Annotated in this window: 10 protein-coding genes; 3 read left to right on the forward strand and 7 right to left on the reverse strand. The window is 69.5% G+C overall.

What is annotated here, in order from left to right:
* The first annotated feature begins 747 nt into the window (after nucleotides 1-747).
* Entirely contained in the window at nucleotides 748-3,822 is a 3,075-nt protein-coding gene (locus ACFYM6_RS34305; RefSeq protein ID WP_387281633.1) for a DUF3427 domain-containing protein, read from the forward strand.
* A gap of 18 nt (nucleotides 3,823-3,840) precedes the next feature.
* On the forward strand, nucleotides 3,841-4,431 hold the full coding sequence (locus ACFYM6_RS34310) for a GIY-YIG nuclease family protein (RefSeq protein WP_387281634.1): 591 nt from the start codon (nucleotides 3,841-3,843) through the stop codon (nucleotides 4,429-4,431).
* An 82-nt stretch (nucleotides 4,432-4,513) separates the two neighbouring features.
* On the opposite strand, the gene ACFYM6_RS34315 is transcribed toward ACFYM6_RS34310, so the two are convergent.
* The 4 genes from ACFYM6_RS34315 to ACFYM6_RS34330 all read right to left on the reverse strand — a co-directional run bounded on the left by ACFYM6_RS34315 (nucleotide 4,514) and on the right by ACFYM6_RS34330 (nucleotide 8,030).
* A complete protein-coding gene (locus tag ACFYM6_RS34315; RefSeq protein WP_387281635.1) occupies nucleotides 4,514-5,158 on the reverse strand; it encodes a LuxR C-terminal-related transcriptional regulator in 645 nt (214 codons plus the stop codon).
* Nucleotides 5,110-6,423: a histidine kinase gene (locus ACFYM6_RS34320; RefSeq protein WP_387281636.1), complete on the reverse strand. Its 1,314-nt coding sequence runs from the start codon at nucleotides 6,421-6,423 to the stop codon at nucleotides 5,110-5,112. The genes ACFYM6_RS34315 and ACFYM6_RS34320 overlap by 49 nt, the downstream gene beginning before the upstream one ends.
* 225 nt (nucleotides 6,424-6,648) lie before the next feature.
* Nucleotides 6,649-7,524 (reverse strand): hypothetical protein, encoded by an 876-nt coding sequence (locus ACFYM6_RS34325; RefSeq protein ID WP_387281637.1) that lies wholly within the window; start codon nucleotides 7,522-7,524, stop codon nucleotides 6,649-6,651.
* Nucleotides 7,521-8,030, reverse strand: a complete 510-nt coding sequence (locus tag ACFYM6_RS34330; protein ID WP_387281638.1) for a SigE family RNA polymerase sigma factor — start codon at nucleotides 8,028-8,030, stop codon at nucleotides 7,521-7,523. Before ACFYM6_RS34330 ends, ACFYM6_RS34325 begins: the two co-directional genes overlap by 4 nt.
* A 255-nt stretch (nucleotides 8,031-8,285) precedes the next feature.
* On the opposite strand from ACFYM6_RS34330, the gene ACFYM6_RS34335 reads away from it, so the two are divergent.
* On the forward strand, nucleotides 8,286-10,409 hold the full coding sequence (locus ACFYM6_RS34335; protein ID WP_387281639.1) for an MMPL family transporter: 2,124 nt from the start codon (nucleotides 8,286-8,288) through the stop codon (nucleotides 10,407-10,409).
* 56 nt (nucleotides 10,410-10,465) lie between these two features.
* On the opposite strand, the gene ACFYM6_RS34340 is transcribed toward ACFYM6_RS34335, so the two are convergent.
* The 3 genes from ACFYM6_RS34340 to ACFYM6_RS34350 all read right to left on the reverse strand — a co-directional run bounded on the left by ACFYM6_RS34340 (nucleotide 10,466) and on the right by ACFYM6_RS34350 (nucleotide 14,805).
* The gene (locus tag ACFYM6_RS34340; protein WP_387281640.1) at nucleotides 10,466-10,888 is read right to left on the reverse strand and encodes a hypothetical protein; all 423 of its coding nucleotides are present in this window, start codon (nucleotides 10,886-10,888) and stop codon (nucleotides 10,466-10,468) included.
* Between the two features lie 147 nt (nucleotides 10,889-11,035).
* The gene (locus ACFYM6_RS34345) at nucleotides 11,036-12,496 is read right to left on the reverse strand and encodes a helix-turn-helix domain-containing protein (protein ID WP_387281656.1); all 1,461 of its coding nucleotides are present in this window, start codon (nucleotides 12,494-12,496) and stop codon (nucleotides 11,036-11,038) included.
* A 158-nt stretch (nucleotides 12,497-12,654) separates the two neighbouring features.
* Nucleotides 12,655-14,805, reverse strand: coding sequence for an MMPL family transporter (locus ACFYM6_RS34350; RefSeq protein ID WP_387281641.1), 2,151 nt, complete (start codon nucleotides 14,803-14,805; stop codon nucleotides 12,655-12,657).
* Nucleotides 14,806-15,047 lie beyond the last annotated feature (242 nt).

The following is a 15,047-nucleotide window of genomic DNA, read 5'->3' on the forward strand; positions in this document are numbered from 1 at the left end:
AGCAAGTCATGGAACGCCACCACGCCGACAAAATGCTCATCCCCGCCCTGCTCAACGCATCCCGGCCATAATCAACCGACTTTGCTTTGGCTCTGAAGCTGCTACCGCAGCTCGCCGATCAGAGCGGCCCCACGCTTGGCATTAAACCCAACGCGAATCCCACGAATCCCGGGATTGCCTTGAGGCGTTCTGCGCAAGATTGCTCATGTCCTTGCTGGCTCTCAGACAGATGAGCAAACAGGCAAACCAGCGCGGCTAAGGCAGGTCGGGCCATCTAGCTGAAAGGCGCAGGGCGTTCCTCATGGCCGGCCACCACCCACAGATTCGAGCAGGAACCTCGCGAATGTCACAACACGAGTTGGTTCCGCTGTCAACGCAATCCACGCACTCGCGGCAGCAGTCATCGTCCCCTCACCTCCACAAGGTGTTCCAGGGACACTACCGGCTAGAGTCCTGGCAGTGGGACCCCCAAGGGTTCAGACCCGGACTCGGTTGGACCGCATGAACATCCTCCAAGCATCGGCCCAGCTGACGGCCGAGCGTCGGCTGTACACCTATCGGCTATGCAGCCGCGCTGCAGGTCAGGGCCACGAACCGCACCGGTTCGAGAGCCGGAGACTCAACAGACGTGGGACGAGAACCTTGCGCCAGTTGGCAGCAGTTGAAGGGTGAACTGTCAGGCACCCGACAAGCCACCGGCCCCTTCTGGGCCAGGCAGCATCGGCGACAAGCCGGTACCTTGCCCGGATGGCTTACCTGGAGTGGGGGCTCTACGAGCATCTGATCACCGAGCAACTCGCGGAACAGCTTCAACGCCATGACGCAGCGCTGATCCAACACCAACCCCTGGACTCCGCCGAAGCGCATGAGATCCTCGCTCGGCACATCGCCGCCATCACCCGCCGCGCCCTGCTCGGTGTGTCGGGCGGAGAAAATAGCGTCGCCCGCCAGGTTGAGGTGGCCAACCAAATGGCCGCAAGGATTGCTGCCATCGATCCCCAGGCGGTCGACACTAATGACCAGATCGCCGATGTACACAGGCTCTTGTACGCCATCGCCGCCACCCCCGCCCCACCCGCGACCGCCACTTTCCCGCAACGGCCGAACACTCCGCTTTCGGTCGGCGCGCTGCTGGTCAACGGCCGCCACCAGCCCCGCATCGGCCACGAGGTCACCTACGAGATGGCCTCAGCCGACTCCGTCGACCTGCTGTGCGCGTTCATAAAGTGGCATGGCCTGCGCCTCATCGAGCCCGCCATCCGTGAGCTGATCAACCGCGGCGGCCACCTCCGCGTCATCACCACTACCTACATGGGCGCGACGGACCAACGAGCCCTCGACCGGCTCGCCGAGTTGGGCGCCGACATCAAGGTCTCCTACGAGACCAGGACCACCCGCCTGCATGCCAAGGCGTGGCTATTCCGCCGCAACAACGGCATGACCACCGCGTATGTCGGCTCCTCGAACCTGTCGAAGTCGGCACTGGTCGACGGGGTGGAGTGGAACGTACGGATCTCGAACGTCGAGCAGCCGCACGTCATCGACACGTTCACCGCCACCTTCGAGGACTACTGGAACGACCCGGCGTTCGAGGCATACGACCCTACGAAGGATGGCGAGCGGCTGGGGTACGCGCTGCGTGGCGAGCGCGCCGACGATGCACCAACCGAGATCGCCAACCTGGACGTGCGTCCGTACCCATACCAGGCGGAGATTCTTGCCGACCTGGATGCCGAGCGACGGGTGCACGACCGCTGGCGCAACCTCGTCGTCATGGCCACGGGCACCGGCAAGACAGTGGTCGCGGCGTTGGACTACCGCCGTCTGCACAAGGCAGGAGAGGTCGACTCGGTGCTGTTCGTGGCGCACCAGGAGCAGATCCTGCGGCAGAGCCGGTCGACGTTCCGGCAGGTGATGGGGGACGGCAGCTTCGGCGAGACGCTGGTCGCCGGAGACAAGCCGAAGGAGTGGCGACACGTCTTCGCCTCGATCCAGTCGCTGCATCGGCAGGAGATCGACCCCGAGCAGTTCGACATGGTGATCGTGGACGAGTTCCACCACGCCGAGGCGAAGACGTACGCCCGATTGTTGGAACGGCTGCGGCCACGGGTACTCCTCGGATTGACGGCGACTCCCGACCGGGCCGACGGCCGCGACGTGCGGCGGTGGTTCGACGGACACGCGGCCGTGGAGTTGCACTTACGGGAGGCACTGGATCGGCAGTTGCTGGCGCCCTTCCACTACTTCGGACTGCACGACGACGTGGACCTGTCACATGTTCAGTGGAAGCGCGGGCAGGGCTACGACCGATCGGAGTTGGAAGGCCTCTACACCGGCAACCAGGCGCGGGCGCGGTTGGTGCTACGGGCCGCTCAGCGGCTTGTCGACGTGGGGCGGATGCGGGCGCTCGGGTTCTGCGTGAGCATCGGGCACGCCGAGTTCATGGCGGAGTGGTTCACCCGCCACGGGGTCCCGTCGGCGGCGGTGACCTCGGAGGTCAATCGACCGGAGCAACATGCGCTGATCAGGGACTTCAAGGCCGGCAAGCTGCGCGTCCTCTTCACCGTCGACCTGTTCAACGAGGGCGTCGACCTGCCGATGGTCGACACGATCTTCCTGTTGCGGCCCACCGAGAGCGCCACGATCTTCCTTCAACAGCTCGGCCGTGGGCTGCGCCTGGACGACGACAAGCCCTGCCTGACCGTTCTCGATTTCATCGGCGGGCAGCATGCCAACTTCCGGTTCGATCTTCGCTGGCGGGCGCTGACCGGGGTCAGCCGCCGAGAGGTGCACGACGCCGTCGACCAGGACTTCCCGACGCTGCCCAGCGGATGCCACATCGAGTTGGACCGGGTCGCCAAGGAAGTCGTGCTTCGCAACCTGGAGCGGGCGGTCCCATCCTCGAAGAACAGCATGGTGGCTGAGCTGCGGCAGCTTGGGGACGTGACCCTGGTTGAGTTCCTGCGGGACACCCGCCTGGAGGTCGAGGACGTGTATCGGTCGGTGACGCTGGGCGGCTGGACTGGTTTGCGGCGGCTCGCCGGGGTGGAGACGTCGGCGCCGGGGGCGGATGACCGGGAGCTGAGCCGGGCGATCGGCCGGATGCTGCACACCGACGACCTCGACCGGCTGGCGTTGTGGGAGCAGGTGGCAGCCGGCGGGCCGGTGTCCGATGGGCGGCTGCTCGACATGTTGCACTTCAGTCTGTGGGGGCCGAACGTGCCGCTGTCGCAGCGGGACGAGCGGCTGGCGCGGCTCTGGGCCGAGCCAGCCCGCTGCATTGAGCTTCACCAGCTCGCCGACGTGCTGCGGGAGCGGATCCACCGGGTCACCGAGCCCGTCGGGCTGGGCCAGGTGCCGCTGCGGGTGCATGCCCGGTACACCCGCAATGAAGCGTGTGCGGCGTTCGGTATGCCAAACCCGGGATCGCTGCGGGAGGGCGTGAAGTGGCTGCCGAACGAGCAGGCCGACCTCTTCTTCGTCACCCTCGTCAAGTCGGAGCAGCACTACTCCCCCACCACGATGTATGCGGACCGGGCCATCACGGAGACGCTGTTTCAGTGGGAGTCGCAGAGCACCACGGCGTCGGCGTCGGCGACCGGGCAGCGCTACATCAACCACGAGAAGCTGGGATCGACGGTGCACCTGTTTGTCCGGGAGACGAAGGCTGCCGACCGCGACCTGGGCGTGCCGCCGTACCTGTACGCCGGGCCGATGACGTACCAGGAGCACACTGGCGACCGGCCGATGCGCATCATCTGGAAGCTGGTGCACCCACTTCCTGCCGACATGTACGCCGCCGCCCGAGCCATCGCCGCGTGACATATACGAGGAGCAGTAGTGGTTCCAGAGGAGGCGTTGCTTCGTCCCGCCCGACTGTGTCGGGCTGAGGAGGTCCGTGGACGGGACTGCCCGATACCTGCGGCTCCCGGTGTCTACGCCTGGTACTTCACGTCGCTGCCACGCCTGGTGCCGGTCGCCGGGTGCCACAAGCAGCATGGGGCGGTGCTGCTCTACGTGGGCATCTCGCCGAAGGCACCACCCGTCAATGGGCGCCCTCCGAGCCGGCAGACGATCCGCAGCCGGATCCGCTACCACTACCGGGGCAACGCGGCTGGCTCGACGCTGCGCCTGACGCTCGGTTCGCTCCTCGCCGACGAGCTGGAGATCGGACTGCGGCGAGTCGGTAGCGGCAACCGGCTGACATTTGGCCGAGAGGGTGAGAAGCGGCTCACGGCCTGGATGGTCGAGCATGCACAAGTTGTATGGACCGCCACGGATCAGCCGTGGAAGCTTGAGGAGGAGCTGATCCGTTCGTGCGTGTTGCCGCTCAACCTCGACCAGAACCGTCATAGCCCGTTCCACAGCCAGCTGTCCGCGCTTCGCGCCGCTCAACGGGCGCATGCTCGGCTGTTGCCGGTTGAGCGATAACCGGCCTGACTCAGTTCCAGCGCCCGCCATCGCCCCTGTCTCCTGGCAACGACGCGGGGTGTTCAGAGCCGCCGCATGAGTCTCAGCCGTTCAGGTACGCGAGCACCGCCAGCACCCGCCGGTTGTCGTCCTCCGATGGCGGCATCCCCAGCTTGCTGAAGATGTTGTTGATGTGCTTGCTGACCGCCTTCTCGGTGACGAACAGCCGCCCCGCGATTGCCGCGTTAGACCGCCCCTCGGCCATCAACCCCAACACCTCGCGCTCCCGCGCCGTCAGCTCCCCCAACCGATCAGGGCCAGCGTTGCGGGCCAGCAGCTGAGACACCACCTCCGGATCCATCACCATCCCGCCGCCGGCCACCCGCTGCACCGCGTCGATGAACTGCCCAACGTTCGACACCCGATCCTTGAGCAGATAGCCCACTCCCCCACCGCGATCGGCGAGCAGCTCCCGCGCGTACAGCTGCTCGACGTGTTGGGACAGCACAAGGACCGGCAGCCCCGGCAGCTGCGCCCGGGCGGCGAGCGCCGCTTGCAGGCCTTCGTCGGTGAAGGTGGGTGGCAGGCGTACGTCGAGGACGGCGACGTCGGGCCGGTGCCGGGTGAGCGCCGGCAGCACGGACGGCCCGTCGGCAACCGCTTCGACCACCTTGTAGCCGTAGGCGTCGAGGATGCGGGTCAGCCCGTCCCGGAGGAGGGCGAGATCCTCGGCGATGACAACTCGCACGGCAGCTCCATGGTCACGACGGTGGGTCCACCGGGCGGACTCGTCACGGTCATCGTGCCATCGAAGGCTGCCAGCCGGCGGCGTACCCCTGCCAGGCCGGTCCCCGCGTCCACGGTCGCACCACCGCGGCCGTCGTCGCCGACCACCATCGTCAGCAAGCCGCTCTCAAAAGACAGACGGATCCAGGCACGACCAGCGCCGCTGTGTTTGGTGACGTTGGTGAGCGCCTCGGCGACAGCGAAGTACGCCGCGGATTCGACCGCCGCGGGCGGGCTGCCGGCCAGCTGCACGTCGAGGTCCACGGGCAGCGGTACGGCCAGGGCGAGGGCCTGCACCGCCCCGTCGAGGCCCCGTTCGGCGAGTACGGGCGGGTAGATGCCGCGGACAAGGTCGCGTAGCTCGGCGAGGGCGTGGCCGCTGCTTTCCTGGGCTTCGCTGAGCAGCCGCTGCGCCGCCGCCGGGTCGTCGGCGAGGAGTTGTTCGGCCAGACCGATGCTCATCCGCAGGGCGACCAGCCGGGCCTGGGCCCCGTCGTGCAGGTCGCGTTCGATGCGGCGTAGCTCGGCGGCCTGGGTGTCGATGGTGTCGGCGCGGGTGGCGGCGAGGTGCTGGACCCGCAGGGCCAGTTCCTGCGCGCGGGTGGGGTTGAGGAAGAAGCCGGCGAAGCGGAAGTGCAGCCACATCAGCCATCGTGCGGCGGCCAGCCCGCCGGCGAGGAGCAGCCACCCCTGCGGTGCGGCCAGCCACGCCTTGAAGATGTTGTCCATCGGCCAGAACACGCCGTAGCCGTACCAGTCGATGGTCAGGTAGAGCACCAGCGGCACGAACAGGACGCCCTCGAGGCCGTACCCGGGCAGCACGAACGCCAGCAGGCACACGCCGCCGGTGATCGCGCCGGGGATCAGCCAGGCGAAATCCCGCCAGGTCGCCGGGTCCGCCACCACCCACCGGAACCGCCGCCAGGTGCCGAGCCCAGCGCCTGCGGGCACCGGCCCGTACGGCGACGCGATCGGCACCCCACCCCACCGGCTCAGCCGCCGTTGCAGCGTCAGCGACGCCCGCACCAGCACGGTCACCGCCGGGAACAGCGCGAACCCGATGCCGAACGCGGGGATGAGCGCGAGGGAGACCACCGACAGCACGAACAGCGCCACGTTGGTGGTCAAGCTGAGCAGGGCCACGGCCAGGCCCTGCACGGCGGCGACCGCGCCGGGCCGGAGGTGCCGCCAGACGACCGCGCGTACGGAGCTGTCCACGGCACCCATTCTCCGCCCACCCGGCCGCCGGAATCGGTGGTGCTACCACCACCCGCTGCCTGGACCGTCCCGGACCACCGATCAACAGTCGTCGGCGGCACACTACCGATCCCGAGCCCGGCCCCTCAGAAGTCAGCCGGAACGCGTTCCTCGCCGGGCACCACCAGGGCTGAACCCTCTGGCGGCCGCCCGACGAGGAGACCCGCGCGACGGACAGCGTCGGCTGTCACCGGCTCACTGAAGGTGGAACCGTTCGTCCATGGCGAGAGCCGCCAGTTGCGGCACGGTGAACGGCAGTTCCTCCAGCCCGCGCTTGGGACTGCCGAAGAACTGGCTCTGCGCGACGAAGGTGACCGCCCCGTCCCGGTGCCGGTAGGCCGACCACTGTTCGAAGCGCCGGTCGGTGGTGGGACGGACGACCACACCGACCTTCGCGTTGCCGACGGACACCACCTGACACTGGCCCTGCATGCCCCAGAACTGCCGGGTCAGCGCGCACGGCTCGGTCGGGAGCTTGTTCCCGCGAGTGTGCACCTCGACGAGCACACGCCCGGTCCGGTCTCCCTTGGCGACGGTGGCCGCGGACGTGTAGCGCCACACGTCGACGCCGTTCACCTTCTCCTCGAACTGGGCCTGGCTGCTGCGCGGCGGATCGTCGTCCACGGACTGGTTCGCCGGGTTCTCCGGCACGACGTACCCGGCCGGCACCACGGCGATGAGCTCGTTGAGCAGCCGGACCCCCTGGTCGTACCGGGTGCCCGCGCGCGCCGTCCGGTCCTCCTGCGGGCGGCCGTCCGGCCCGGTCGGCCAGGGCTCGGCGCTGGCCTTGCCGGACGGGCCCGGAATGGGCTTCGTCCCGGAAGCCGTCGGACTCGCGCCGCCGGCACCCGCGGTACCGGCACCCGGGGTGCCGGCCCCCGCAGTGCCGACCGCCGCGACGCCGGCGACCGCCAGCACCACGGTCGCGGACCCGGCGCAGGCCCACCCGGTACGCCGGCGCGCGCGGGCGCGCCGTGCGGCGCCGAGCGCGGCGGCCGTGTCCAGTGGTGGCGGCGAGGCGACGACCTCCATCTCGTGGCGGAGCGCCTCGCGCAACTCTTCCCCGTTCATCGTTCCCCCTTCTCGATCGTGCTGTAGGCGGGCAGTAGAAGGCCGCGCAGGTTCTCGAGACCACGGGCCGCCTGGCTCTTCACGGTTCCGGGCGAGCAGCCCAGCAGCGCTGCGGTCTCCTCGACCGACAGGTCCTCCCAGTAGCGGAGCACCAGAACCGCACGCTGGCGTGGTGCCAGGGCGGCAAGCGCCTGGAGCATCACCAACCGGTTCTCCGGCGATTCGGGCGGTGTGGGTCGTTCGGCGTCCTCCGCGCCCACCCGTTCGCGTCGCCACCAGCCCCGCCGCCGCTCGTCGAGGAAGGTCCGGACCAGGATCTGCCGTACGTAGGCGTCGAGTACCTCGTGCCGGGCAACCCGGTTCCAGACCAGGTAGAGCTTCGTGAACGCGGTCTGGACCAGGTCCTGCGCCCGGTGCCAGTCCCCGCACAGCAGGTACGCGGTGCCACGCATCGCGTCCGACCTCGCGGCGAAATATTCCGCGAACGCCGTATCGCGATCGCTCATTCCAGCCTCCTATCCCCGATTCGAGATAGTCACGCCAGATCCGGCTCCACAGGTTGCGCGTGGGATCAAAATCGCCGGCCGTTGCTCTCCCGGGTACGGAGCAGGACGCCCTTGAGGCCAAACGCCGGCAGCGCGAAGGCCAGCACACCGCCGGTTTCCGCCCAACCTGCCATCGGAATCGGTGGTGCTACCACCACCTGCCTTCGGGACCTGGCACTCCTGTCTTCGACCGTTGCCGGCCGAAGGATCGACGATATGACCACGACCAGGCAAAAGGTGGCCGGCCTGCCGTCCGGCCGCCGCAGCAAGTACGTGATGCTCGTCTTCTGGCTCGTCCTCGTCGCGGCGGCGGGGCCGCTGGGGCTGAAGCTGACCGAGGTGCAGGACAACGACGCCCTCGGCGCGCTGCCGGCCACCGCCGAGGCCAGCCGGGCCGTTGAGCGGGCGGAGGCGGCGTTCCCGGACTCGCAGAAACCCCTGGCCGTCGCCGTCTACGTCCGCGAGGCCGGGCTCACCGCCGCCGACCGTGCCAAGGTCGACGCCGACCGGGCAACCTTCGCCCGGTACGCCGACGGCGGCCAGGTGTCCCCGCCGGTGCCCAGCGACGACGGGCAGGCGCTGCTGCTGTCCTTCCCTGTCGCCGGGGACGCCGACCAGCGCGCCGACGCGGTCGCTGGCATCAAGGACCGCCTGACCAGCGGCGTACCCGATGGTTTGCGGACGGCGCTCACCGGCCCGGCCGGCGGCGAGGACGACGTGTTCGACGCGTTCGCCGGCATGGACACCACGCTGCTGCTGGCGACCGCCGCCACCGTCGCGTTGCTGCTGCTCATCACGTACCGCAGCCCGGTGCTGTGGTTGATCCCGCTGATCACGGTGGCGCTGGCCAACCAGCTCGCCAGCGCGGTGGTGTACCTGCTGGCCAAGCACGCCGGGCTGGCCGTGGACTTCCAGAGCCAGAGCATCCTGACCGTGCTGGTCTTCGGCGTCGGCGTGGACTACGCCCTGCTGCTCATCGCCCGCTACCGGGAGGAGCTGCGCCGGCATGCTGACCGGCACGCGGCGATGGCCGTCGCGTTGCGCCGGTCGATCGGCGCGATCGGCGCGTCGGCGGCGACCGTGGCGATCGGTCTGCTGTGCCTGCTCGCCGCGCAGCTGCCGTCCACCCGCGGGCTCGGGCCGGTCGGCGCGGTCGGGATCGTCGCGGCACTGCTGGCCATGACCACGCTGCTGCCGGCCGTGCTGGTCGTCTTCGGGCGGTGGCTGTTCTGGCCGTTCGTGCCCCGCTACTCCCCCGACGCGATCGGGGTCGACGTGGCGGTCCAGCACGGGGCGTGGCGGCGGATCGCCGGGTTCGTCGGCCGGCGACCCCGCGCGGTGTGGCTGGGCACGGCGGCGGCGCTGGTCGCGTTGAGCTTCGGCCTGGTGAACCTGAGCATCGGCATGCCGCACGACGAGTCGTTCACCAAGGAGGTCGGATCGGTCACCGGCCAGCGAATGATCGAGGCCCACTACCCGAAGGGATCCGTCGCACCCGCCGAGATCCTGGCCGCCGCCGGACCCGCCGAGCAGGTGCTGGCCGCCGCCCGTACCGTGCCGGGAGTAGCCGAGGTGGGCGCGCCGGAACCCTCGCCGGACGGCCGCTGGGTACGCATCGCCGCGGTCCTGGCCGACACGCCGGACAGCGACGCGGCCCTCGAGGCCGTCGACCGGCTCCGCGCCACGGTGCACGCCGTGCCGGGCGCGCAGGCCCTCGTCGGCGGCGACACCGCGTACCTGATCGACGAGAAGCGGACCGTCGACCGGGACAACCGCCTGGTCGCGCCGCTGGTGCTGGCGGTCGTCCTCGTCATCCTGGTGCTGCTGTTGCGGGCGCTGGTCGCGCCGCTGCTGTTGCTGGCCAGCGTGGTCCTGTCCTACGTCGCAGCGCTGGGCGCCGCCGGGCTGATCCTCGACGCGATCGGCTACCCGAAGCTGTTCGTCGGGATCCCGCTGCAGACGTTCCTGTTCCTCGTCGCCCTCGGTGTCGACTACACCATCTTCCTCAGCACCCGGGCCCGGGAGGAGACGGCACGGCTCGGGCACCGGCAGGGTGTGCTGCACGCGCTGACCGTGACCGGCGGGGTGATCACCAGCGCGGGTGTGGTCCTCGCAGCCACGTTCGGCGCGCTGAGCGTGCTGCCGCTGGTGCCGTCCGTCCAGACGGCCGTAATCATCGGCGTCGGGGTGCTGCTCGACACGTTCCTCGTCCGCAGCCTGCTCGTCCCGGCGCTGGCCCTGCACATCGGCCGCCGCACCTGGTGGCCGAGCGCCCTGGCCCGGCCGGCAGTCCGGCCGGTCGCGGCCTCGCCGCTCGGGCGGGTACCAGCGGCATCGTGATCGGGAAGGGCGTCCCGGAGGCCGTTTCAACGGCTGCCGGGACGCCCTGATGACGGTCAGTTACCGGAGAAGGGAAACAGATATTCCTTGTATATGACAGAATTGCTGACCCGGTAGCCGCCGTAGACGGTTTTAGTGCTGTCCTCGGTCCAGTCAAAGTTGCACTCGGCCCAGGTGTCGTATCCATGGGGGTTGCGGCAATACCGGTGCCTGATATCGCCCGTGCTGGAGGTGACTACCCCAACCGCCGAATGCGTGTCGGTTTTGCGGTCCCTGACGTAGACTTTGTCACCGTAGTAGAGGATGCAGACCTCCGTGTTGTGCCTGTCGGCGCTCGCCGTCGCGCATTTGTCGCTTGGCACAAATTTGACCTCGACGCCGGTCTGGCAACTCACATCCGCGCGGGAGCATTCGGCGTACCAATCCTCGTCGGCCATGGCCGGCGTTGGTGCGGCGAGCACCACGCTCGCCGCGGTCACGAGAGCGAGGGCCCCACCTACCGCGCGCCGAGATCGCGCGAGTCCCTCCAGTACCGCCGTCATGCGCCTCAAGGACCGCATCCTCTCTGGATTTAGTTCGATCTTCATCCGGACAGGGAGACGCTATGGCGCGGGCACTCCGCAGAGCTACCGTGCACGGTGCTCAGATTCCTCGTCGGGTTGTGCACGGTGCCCACTCACGGCGCGGAGGGCGTGGACGAGGTCGTTGATGCCCGACCCGGTCGTCAGCAGGTCGCGGTTGAGCGAGCGCTCGGCGACGCGCAGGTGCGCCCGGACGGTGTTGCGGCTCAGACCCAAGCGCGCGGCGGTCTGCTGGGCATCGGTGTTGGCCTCGATCCAGGACCGCACGGTGCGGTGTACGCCACGATGCTCCGCGTCGCGCAGGGGCCGGAGGAACGTTTCCGCCCACGTCATCGCGGGCCGGGTGCGCAGCAGTTCGCCCAGGCTCGGCGCGGCCTGCTGGGTGCCTGGCGGGTCGGGCTGGGGGCCGCTCTGGAGACTGCTGAGCGACAGCGCCAGGTCGAGCGTGGCGCGGGCCTGGACGTCACTGAGGTCGAGCCCCAGCGCCTCCTCCGCCCGCCGGCAGTGCGCGGCGACGGTGTTACGGCCGATGTTCAGCAGGCGTGCCACTGCGGAGCGCGGGAACGTCAGGGCCAGGCGCGTGATGTCCAGGGTGAGCTTCGGGACGGCGTGCAGGGGCGCCACGTACGCGCGGGCCCAGCCGACCGCCGCCTGGCGGGGCAGCAGGTGCACCAGCGAGGGCTGACCGCGGTAGGCCGCCACACGCTCCGGGGAGTTACGCGCGACGGCCAAGGCGTGCAGGGCCTCGCCATAGGCCGCGGCCGTAGCGTCAAGCGGATGCAGCCTGCTGGCCCCGAGCGCATACGCCGAGTTCTCCCTGACCAGGCGCCGCAGCACCGAATCCAGCTGGAGGCGCCCGCCGGCGCCGGAGTCCTCCGCGATCGGGCAGATCAAGTGCTCCCTGAATGACGGGCAGTGCACCATCAGGCCCGGACCGTGGTAACCGGAGGCGTCCTGGTAGGCGCGGGCGAGCCGGTCACGGTCGGCGGGAAGGCAGTGCAGGAGGTACACCCGCACCCGCTCGTCACCCAGCAGCGGGGGCACGTCACCGGCGGTCATCCGCCTGGCGAGGGCGACATCCCCCGCCATCAACGCGCTCAGCACCGCGAACCGCAGCTGCCGCGCCTTCTCCTCGTACCCGCGCAGCCTGTCGTCGGCGGCCAGTGCCCGCCCCAGAAGCTCCACCAGCCCCCCGGCCCGCGACGCCAGCGCCGCCGCCTCCCGCGACAGTTCCACGGCGCTGACCGTGACCAGGACTGGACGCGGCTCGCGCTCCCCGAATCCCTCGAGATGCACGTGCGCTCCGCCGACCTGCGTCGTGACCGCGGCCAACCGCCCCACGGCCAAGCGCCGCAACTGCTCATCGAGCGCGGCGAGGATCGTGCGGCGGAATCCGGCCGTCGCCGCCTCGGCTGTGGACGTGCCACCGATCCAGGCGACCTCTGCCCCGATTCGCCGCCCCAGCCAGTGCAGGACCTCCCCGAGCGATCCCTGCCGCCGCACCACCCGCAAGAGCTCATCAAGCTCCTCGACCCATCCCAAAGGCCCCACGGGCCGACCTCCCGATCCAAGCCGACAACGTCAGCATTCTGGTGGGTATGGGATCTAACGGTGTTTCCGGCCTGCCCCGCTTGGCGTTGCGCCTGGTGAGGAGGGCTCCCCCGCTACGCGTTCACGCTCGCCGGCTCCGGCGGGGCGTGCCGGCCGCGGGCCGGCCGCTGGTCGCCGTGGCCCGGCCACCACGCCTTGTGGCCAATGAGCGCGGTGAGGGCGGGGACGAAGAACATCGACATGACGAACGCCGAGAGCACGATGCCGATCGCCACCGCGAAGCCCATCTGCTGCAGGAACGAGATCGGCGCGAGCATCAGCACCCCGAACGTCCCGGCGAGGATCAGGCCCGCCGCGGCGACCGTCGGGCCGGCGTGTTCCACGCCGATCGCGGCGGCCTCGTGTGGTTCGTTGCCCTCCCGCGCCTCCTCACGTAGTCGGGCGATCATCAGGATGTTGTAGTCGGTGCCGATCGCCACCACGAAGAGGTAGAGGATGATCGGCAGTTGGAACGTGACGCCCGGCTTGCCCTGCAGTCCTTGGAAGAGGTAGACCGTGGCGCCCAGCGTGGCGGCGAAGTTGAGCAGCACCGCGATCACGAGGTAGATCGGCGCGACGAGGCTGCGCAGCAGCAGGGCGAGGATGAGCGCGATCAGGCCGGCCGCCACCGGCAGGATCACCGACAGGTCGCGGTTGTTCGCCGAGTTGATGTCCGCGAAGATCGCGGTGGTGCCGCCGACCAGCGCCCGGGTGCCGGGCGGGGCCGCCTTGTGCACGGCGTCGCGCAGGTCGTCGCGGACCAGCGTGATCGCCTTGTTGGAGACCGGGTTCTCATTGAGCAGCAGGTTGACCCGGGCCACGCTCGGGTCGCTGCTGCGCTCCGGCGGCTGCACCCGGCCCACTCCCGGGGCGCCCGCCGCGGCCGCCGCGAAGTCGCTGATCTGTTGCTCGGTCAGCGGCGACCCGTTGCCGGTGGTCAGGTAGACCTCGGTGGGGGCGAGCGCACCGGCGGCGAACCCGCGCTGCAGGTCCGCGGCGGCCTTCGCCGACTCGGTGTCCTGCGGGAAGCCGGCGCTGAAGTCGTAGTCGGCCTTGTAGCCGAGCACGCCTGCGGCGAGCGCGACCAGCAGAGCGCCGGATGCCGCCGCGACGAGCGCCGGCCGGCGTCCGATCGCGGTCCCGAGGCGGTGGGACATGGTGGCCTTGGGGGCACGCTGCCAGGCCTTCGACGGCCAGAAGACGTACCGGCCGAGCAACGACACAACGGCCGGAATGAGGGTGAGGGAGGTGACCAGCATGACGCCGACGGCGATCGCGAGCGCCGGACCGAGCGACCCGAAGAAGCCCAGCGAGGCCAGGAGCAGCACGAGGAACGCGACGATGACCGCTCCCGCCGCCGAGGTGATGACCTCGCCGACCCGCTCGACGGAAACGACCATGGCGGTGCCCTTGTCGTCACCGGCACGTAGCCGCTCGCGGTAGCGGAAGAGCAGGAACAGGATGTAGTCGGTGCCGATGCCGAACAGCACGATCAGCAACACCGTCTGCAGATCCTGACTCACATTCAGATCGAACGCCTTGCCCGCCGCGGCGACGAGCCCGCTCGTGACGGCCATGACCCCACTGATGACCACCACGGGCAGCAGCGCGGCGATGGGGCTGCGGAAGATGATCAAGATCAGTCCGATGATCAGGATGATCGTCGCGACGCCGACCACGGCGAAGGCCTTGTTGAAGGTGTCCTGGTTGTCGACGAAGCTCGCCACGTCGCCGGCCACGCCCGCGGTCAGCCCGCTGCCCGCCAGCTCCGGACCGATGGCCGCCCGCAGGTCGCGTACGGCGTCGAGCAGCGCCGGGTCGTCCGGAGCGACCGAAGTGAGGCCGACGTTCACCACCTGCACCGACTTGTCGGGCGCCACGGCCGGCGGGCCGGTCAGGTAGCCGGAGGTGTGCGCGATGTTCCGGGCCTTGAGCGACTGGGCGAGCTGGCCAACCTTCGCCTCGTCGGCCGGCGTGAGCGGCTGCCCGTCGGCGCGCTTGACCACGATGATCGCCGTCGCGGTGGCGGCCTGCGGAAACGCCTTCTTGCCGAGTTCGGTGGCCTGCACCGACTCGTACGAGTGCGGCAGGAAGCTTTCCTGATCGGCGGAGGTGATGTCGCTCAGCGACGGTGTGGTGAAGACGATGGCGGCTGCCGCGAGCAGCCAGCCGCCGATCACCCACCACGCTCTGCGTACGACGAATCTGCCCAGCCGCTCGAACATGCTTACCCCCCGTTTGTGCGGCACCACCGATGCCTGAGGCCTGGAGCGCTCTTGTACGCCCGCCCGTCACCCGCCGGACAGCCTCGACTACCCCCTGTCACACCATAGCGTCGGCTGTCACTCCTTTTTCGGATGGCGCGACGGGCAGGATCAGGCCTTTTGAGTGTTCTTCGAGAGCTATCCGGAGCCGGGCACCCGATCCCGCCGCGTCCATGCTTGCCGAGCGCCACCCGCTCCCGCGC

Source organism: Micromonospora sp. NPDC006431 (assembly GCF_042870725.1).
Taxonomy (GTDB): domain Bacteria; phylum Actinomycetota; class Actinomycetes; order Mycobacteriales; family Micromonosporaceae; genus Micromonospora.

What these genes read in the sequence shown, in the direction of transcription:
- ACFYM6_RS34305 (WP_387281633.1), top strand. Translation starts at nt 748, where the DNA reads ATGGCTTACCTGGAGTGGGGGCTCTACGAGCATCTGATCACCGAGCAA.
- ACFYM6_RS34320 (WP_387281636.1), bottom strand. Translation starts at nt 6,423, where the DNA reads ATGGGTGCCGTGGACAGCTCCGTACGCGCGGTCGTCTGGCGGCACCTC.
- ACFYM6_RS34325 (WP_387281637.1), bottom strand. Translation starts at nt 7,524, where the DNA reads ATGAACGGGGAAGAGTTGCGCGAGGCGCTCCGCCACGAGATGGAGGTC.
- ACFYM6_RS34330 (WP_387281638.1), bottom strand. Translation starts at nt 8,030, where the DNA reads ATGAGCGATCGCGATACGGCGTTCGCGGAATATTTCGCCGCGAGGTCG.
- ACFYM6_RS34335 (WP_387281639.1), top strand. Translation starts at nt 8,286, where the DNA reads ATGACCACGACCAGGCAAAAGGTGGCCGGCCTGCCGTCCGGCCGCCGC.
- ACFYM6_RS34350 (WP_387281641.1), bottom strand. Translation starts at nt 14,805, where the DNA reads ATGTTCGAGCGGCTGGGCAGATTCGTCGTACGCAGAGCGTGGTGGGTG.